The 5,399-nt window shown below is 69.4% G+C and carries 4 protein-coding genes; 2 read left to right on the forward strand and 2 right to left on the reverse strand.

The features are described 5' to 3' along the window. Nucleotides 1–875 (forward strand): ABC transporter permease (locus PKH97_RS13155; protein ID WP_324387960.1); only part of this gene is annotated, 875 nt, incomplete at its 5' end. Nucleotides 876–993: 118 nt separating this feature from the next. On the opposite strand, the gene PKH97_RS13160 is transcribed toward PKH97_RS13155, so the two are convergent. Together PKH97_RS13160 and PKH97_RS13165 are read right to left on the reverse strand one after the other, a co-directional pair. Then, complete coding sequence (locus PKH97_RS13160) at nt 994–1,386, reverse strand: hypothetical protein (RefSeq protein ID WP_324387961.1); 393 nt, start codon at nt 1,384–1,386, stop codon at nt 994–996. Nucleotides 1,387–1,410: 24 nt separating this feature from the next. Beyond that, entirely contained in the window at nt 1,411–2,430 is a 1,020-nt protein-coding gene (locus PKH97_RS13165; RefSeq protein WP_324387962.1) for a phosphotransferase, read from the reverse strand. A 181-nt stretch (nt 2,431–2,611) separates the two neighbouring features. On the opposite strand from PKH97_RS13165, the gene ppdK reads away from it, so the two are divergent. Continuing rightward, on the forward strand, nt 2,612–5,323 hold the full coding sequence (ppdK, locus tag PKH97_RS13170) for a pyruvate, phosphate dikinase (RefSeq protein ID WP_324387963.1): 2,712 nt from the start codon (nt 2,612–2,614) through the stop codon (nt 5,321–5,323). The last annotated feature ends 76 nt before the right edge of the window (nt 5,324–5,399 follow it).

Genomic DNA, 5,399 nt, shown 5'->3' on the forward strand with positions numbered 1-5,399 from the left:
ATCAGGCCGCGATGAGCAACACCCCCGCACCCGAGCGCCTGGCCGGCGAGGCGATCGGCCGGGACCGCCGGGCACTGCCGCTGCGCGCCGAGGCCCGCCGACAACTGCGCCGGCCGAGGACCCTGTGGGCGGGCGCGATCCTGTTCGCCTTGCCACTAATCGTTGTCGCGGCCTTCGCCCTGGGTGACGGCGGCGACCCGGGCGGTGCGCTCTTCTCCGACCTCGCGACCAGCGGAGCCGCCAACTTCGCCGTCTTCATGCTGCTCGTGGCCGCGGAGTTGCTGATCCTGATTCTGGCGGCGCTCTTCGTCGGTGATTCCGTTCCGGCAGAAGCGAGTTGGGGGTCGCTGCGCTATCTGCTCACGGCTCCGGTCCCGCGCGCCCGCCTGCTGACGAGCAAACTGATCATCGGTCTGCTCACCTCGGCGGTGGCGCTCGTGGCGTTCGTGAGTTGGTCGCTGGTGGTGGGCGGGCTGGCATACGGCTGGGCGGCGCTGACGATCCCGCTGGCCGGGACGCTCGACTGGCCCACGGTCCTCGGCCATCTGGCGCTCGCGAGTGGCTATGTGTTCGTGTCGGTCCTGCCCTTTGCCGCGCTGGCTTTCTGGGTCGGCGTGGCCGTCGACACCCCGCTGGGCGCGGTCGGGGCGGCCGTGCTGGCGGCGATCGTCTCCTCGATCCTGGACGCGCTCGATGCGCTCGGTGACTGGCGTCGCGCTCTGCCGAATCACTACAGCCGGGGCTGGATCGAGCTCTTCCAAGTCGAGCCCGACCTGAGCGAGATGCTGCATGGCGTGGCCTGGTGCGCGCTCTACACGACGGTCTTCTTAGCGCTCGCCTACCGCCATTTCGCGCGCAAGGACGTCCTCAGCTAGGCCCCGCATCGACCCACGTCCGGCGGGCCGGGCGCTCACCGCGCCGACTCAACACAGGTTAAGTGACCTCCAGCAGGGTAGACCCTGCTCTAGGTCACCTAAATGCTGCTAGCAGAGGTTAGGGAGCCTCGGGCAGGCGCGCACGGAAGAACACGATGGGCACGCCCGGCTTGGCGACCCGGCCCGCGGCGGGGATGGCCGCGACATACGCCGCCAAGGCGTCGTAATAGACATGGTCGGTCGCCAACAGACGACCCACCACCTCGTGGCGGCTGCGCACGTCGACAATCGTCGCGGGCAGCTCGCGCCGGAAGGCCTTCCACCAGGTTTTGGCCTCGGCCTTGCCGACCACGACCACCCAACCCCCAGCCCAAGGCACGGCCCACACGGGGAGCGAGACCAAGGCCCCCGAACGGGGCGCGACATACTCCAGCAGCACCGTGTGCTTGCCCGTCAGCCGGCGCAGCGGGGATGCCGCCAGCCGATCCGAGAACCGACGCTTCCTCGCCACCACCGACCACCTCCGCGCGTCACCCTAGTCCCGGGCGGGTGTCGCAAACGGTGCCAGGACGTCCGACAGGGTGGTCAACAGCTGGTGGGCGGCGGCGGGGCGCCAGCCGTGGTCGCGCCCAGGGTTGTCGGCGACCACCCAAGCCAGATAGGCCGACGTGCTGAAGGCTTCCAGCGCCAGCCAGGCGTCCCGGCGCAGCCGAAGGGCGGCGGCATCCCCGCATCCGCCGGCATCGACATAGGCGCGCACGAGGGCGTCCACCTGACCGTCGTTCACGGACGCATACCAGGGGGCGGCATGAACCGCACCACCGAGGAAGCCGATGTCGCGTGCCGGGTCGCCGATCGCCGCCCACTCCCAGTCGATCAGTCGCGGAACTCCTTGGTGCACAAGGACGTTGGTGCACACCGGGTCGCCGTGGATGAGGCTGAACCGGTCCAGCTCGGCGAAGGCACCCGCCACATCCTTGCCGTATGCCCGCATGGGCGCGACCAGCGGCCACCACGCCTCTCGCTCGGCTCCCCCGAGGCGCGGCGCCCACCAGTCAACAACCTCCTCCACCCGGGCCACGAAGTCGATCCGCCCGGCCGCCGGCCCCGTGCCGGCCAACGCCTCGGACGCCGTCCCGGGCCCCGGCCACGTGCGCTCATGCAGGCGCGCCAGGTCGGCGACGAGCAGGGCGCGCAACCCGTCCGACCACTGCGACGGCGCCAGCGTCCGGCCCGGCACCAGCGACTCGACAAGATAGGGAAACGCCCCAGCTCCGGCCACCTCGACCTCGCCGGCTCCGATGACCCGCGGCCCGAGACCGGCCGGTGCCAACAGCAGTGCCGCACGCTCCTGCGCCAGGTCCACGGGCAGTTCAGCCGCCGGGCGCCGCGCGATCCGGACGACGAGATCGCCGGCCCGCCACACGGCATACGACTCGCCCGACCCGAGCGGGACTAGACCATTCGCCGGCGGGACGCCACCGGTGACCGGGAACCACTCGGGATGGCGCGAGATGATGTCTGATAGGTCACCCTCGGCCCAGTCCCGCAACATGGGTTCGATCCTCTCAATCCACTGTCACGATCGCGCGTTCTCAATCCCCACAACGGTTTTCGCTAGGAGAGCCCCGCCTCCCACCGCTGCCTACACGGGGCAACTGGCGGATGCCAGGCGGTCCTTGGTACACCCACCGGGAATCGACGTGGAAACATGAAAGCACTTCAAGGAGGCGGCATTGTCCACATACGTATTCCAGTTCAGTGAGGGCAACAAGGACCAGAAGGACCTCTTGGGCGGCAAGGGCGCGAACCTCGCCGAGATGGTCAACATGGGATTGCCCGTACCACCCGGTTTCACGATCTCCACCGAGGCCTGCAAGGCCTACCTGGCCAGTGGCCACGTCCCGCCGAGCCTGCGCGTCGAGGTCACCATGGCCCTGCGCGCGACCGAGGACCACATCGGCCGGCACTTCGGCGCCGACGAAGAGCCCCTGCTCCTGTCGGTCCGATCCGGCGCGAAGTTCTCGATGCCGGGCATGATGGAGACGGTCCTCAACGTCGGTCTCAACGACCGCTCCGTCGAGGGCCTGGCCAAGTTCGCGGGCGACGAACGCTTTGCGTGGGATAGCTACCGGCGCCTGATCCAGATGTTCGGCAAGACCGTGCTCGACATCGACGGCGACCTCTTCGCCGACGCGCTCGATGCCCAGAAGGCCAAGGCTGGCGTCAAGAGCGATCCCGAGCTGACCGCGGACGACCACAAGGCCGTCGTGGCGGCATACAAGGCGATCGTGCAGGAGCAGAGCGGCGCGGACTTCCCGCAGGACCCGCGCACGCAGCTCGACATGGCCATCGAGGCCGTCTTCAACAGCTGGAACACCGAGCGTGCGCGCCTCTACCGTCGCCGCGAGCGCATCCCGCACGACCTCGGCACCGCGGTCAACGTGATGGCGATGGTCTTCGGCAACCTCGGTGACACCTCCGGCACCGGCGTCTGCTTCACCCGCGACCCGAGTAGCGGCCACAGCGGTGTCTACGGTGACTACCTGTCGAACGCTCAAGGCGAGGACGTCGTCGCCGGCATCCGCAACACCCTCCCGCTCGCGGATCTGGAGCACCTCGACCCCAAGTCATATGCCGAGTTGCGCGCCGCGATGCGCCGCCTCGAGACCCACTATCGCGACCTGTGCGATATCGAGTTCACCATCGAGCGGGGCAAGCTGTGGATGCTGCAGACCCGCGTCGGCAAGCGCACCGCGGCGGCGGCCTTCCGTGTCGCCACCCAACTGGTCGACGAGCACCTGATCACGCTCGATGAGGCCATCGGCCGAGTCACCGGGACCCAGCTGACCCAGCTGCTCTTCCCGCACTTCGACGCCGCCTCGGGCGCCCAGCCGCTCGCCAAGGGCCTCGGCGCCTCCCCCGGCGCGGCCGTGGGCGAGATCGCCTTCGACAATGCCGGCGCGATCGCCCGCAAGGATGAGGGCCACTCGGTCATCCTCGTGCGCCGCGAGACCTCCCCCGACGACCTGCCCGGCATGGTCGCGTCGGTCGGCGTGCTGACCGCGCGCGGCGGCAAGACCTCGCACGCGGCCGTCGTTGCGCGAGGCATGGGCATGTGCGCTGTCGTCGGCGCCGAGGCGCTCAAGGTCGACCCCGTCGGCAAGACCGTCAAGGTCGGCAAGACCACCTTGACGGAGGGCGACATCATCGCCATCGACGGCGCAACCGGCGAGATCTTCGTCGGTGAAGTGCCGGTCGTCGACTCGCCCGTGATGACCTATATCGCCGAGGGCATCGACGCCGCCGAGGCCGCGGTCCACGGCGACGCCGAGACGCTCGACCTGATCCGCTCCGTCGACCGGTTGCTCCGGTATGCCGATGGCGTGCGCAGCCTGCGCGTGCGCGCCAACGCCGACACGGCCGAGGACGCCAAGCGCGCCCGCGACCGCGGCGCCCAGGGCATCGGCTTGTGCCGCACCGAGCACCAGTTCCTCGGCGAGCGCCGGCAGTATGTCGAGAATGTCATCCTCGCCGAGACCGCCGAGGAGAAGCAGGCCTCGCTCGATGCGCTCGTGCCGATCCAGCGCCAGGACTTCATCGAGTTGCTCGGCGCCATGGACGGCCTGCCGACGACGATCCGGCTCATCGACCCGCCGCTACACGAGTTCCTCCCCGACCTGACCGAGCTCTCGGTCAAGGTCGCGCTGGCCGAGGCCAAGGGCGAGGTCGACCCGCACGACCTCAAGCTGCTCGCGGCGGTGCAGCGCACCCACGAGGCCAACCCGATGCTCGGCCTGCGCGGCGTGCGCCTGGGGCTGAAGATCCCCGGCCTGTTCGACCTGCAGATCCGCGCGATCGCCGAGGCGACGGTGCACCTGCTCGGCGAAGGCAAGAAGCCCAAGCCCGAGATCATGGTCCCGCTCGTGGGCTCCGTGCGCGAGTTGCAGATCATCCGTGACCGGGCCGAGAAGATCCTCGCCGACGTCGCCTCGACGTCAGGTGTCGAACTGCGTATCCCGATCGGCTGCATGATCGAGCTGCCGCGAGCCGCCCTCACGGCCGGCCGCATCGCGGAGGAGGCGGAGTTCTTCTCCTTCGGCACCAACGACCTGACCCAGACGACGTGGGGCTTCTCGCGCGATGACGTCGAGAGCGCCTTCTTCGCCGACTACCTCGAGTCGGGCGTGCTGACGATCTCCCCGTTCGAGACGCTCGACGCCTTCGGTGTCGGCTCGCTGGTGAAGATGGGCGTGAAGTCGGGCCGCAAGACCCGCCCGGACATCCACATCGGCGTCTGCGGCGAGCACGGTGGCGACCCCGAGTCGATCCACTTCTTCCACAAGGCGGGCCTGGACTACGTCTCGTGCAGCCCCTTCCGGGTGCCCGTGGCGCGCCTCGAAGCCGGCCGCGCCGCCGTCGACCTGGGCGACCACTCGACCGCCTGACCCCCTCCGCCCCCGTCGAAAGGCCGGTTCAGACCCGTCGAAAGGCCGGTTCAGACCCGTCGAAAGGCCGGTTCAG

The sequence above is a fragment of the Nostocoides sp. genome (genome assembly GCF_035343835.1).
GTDB lineage: Bacteria > Actinomycetota > Actinomycetes > Actinomycetales > Dermatophilaceae > Nostocoides_A > Nostocoides_A vanveenii.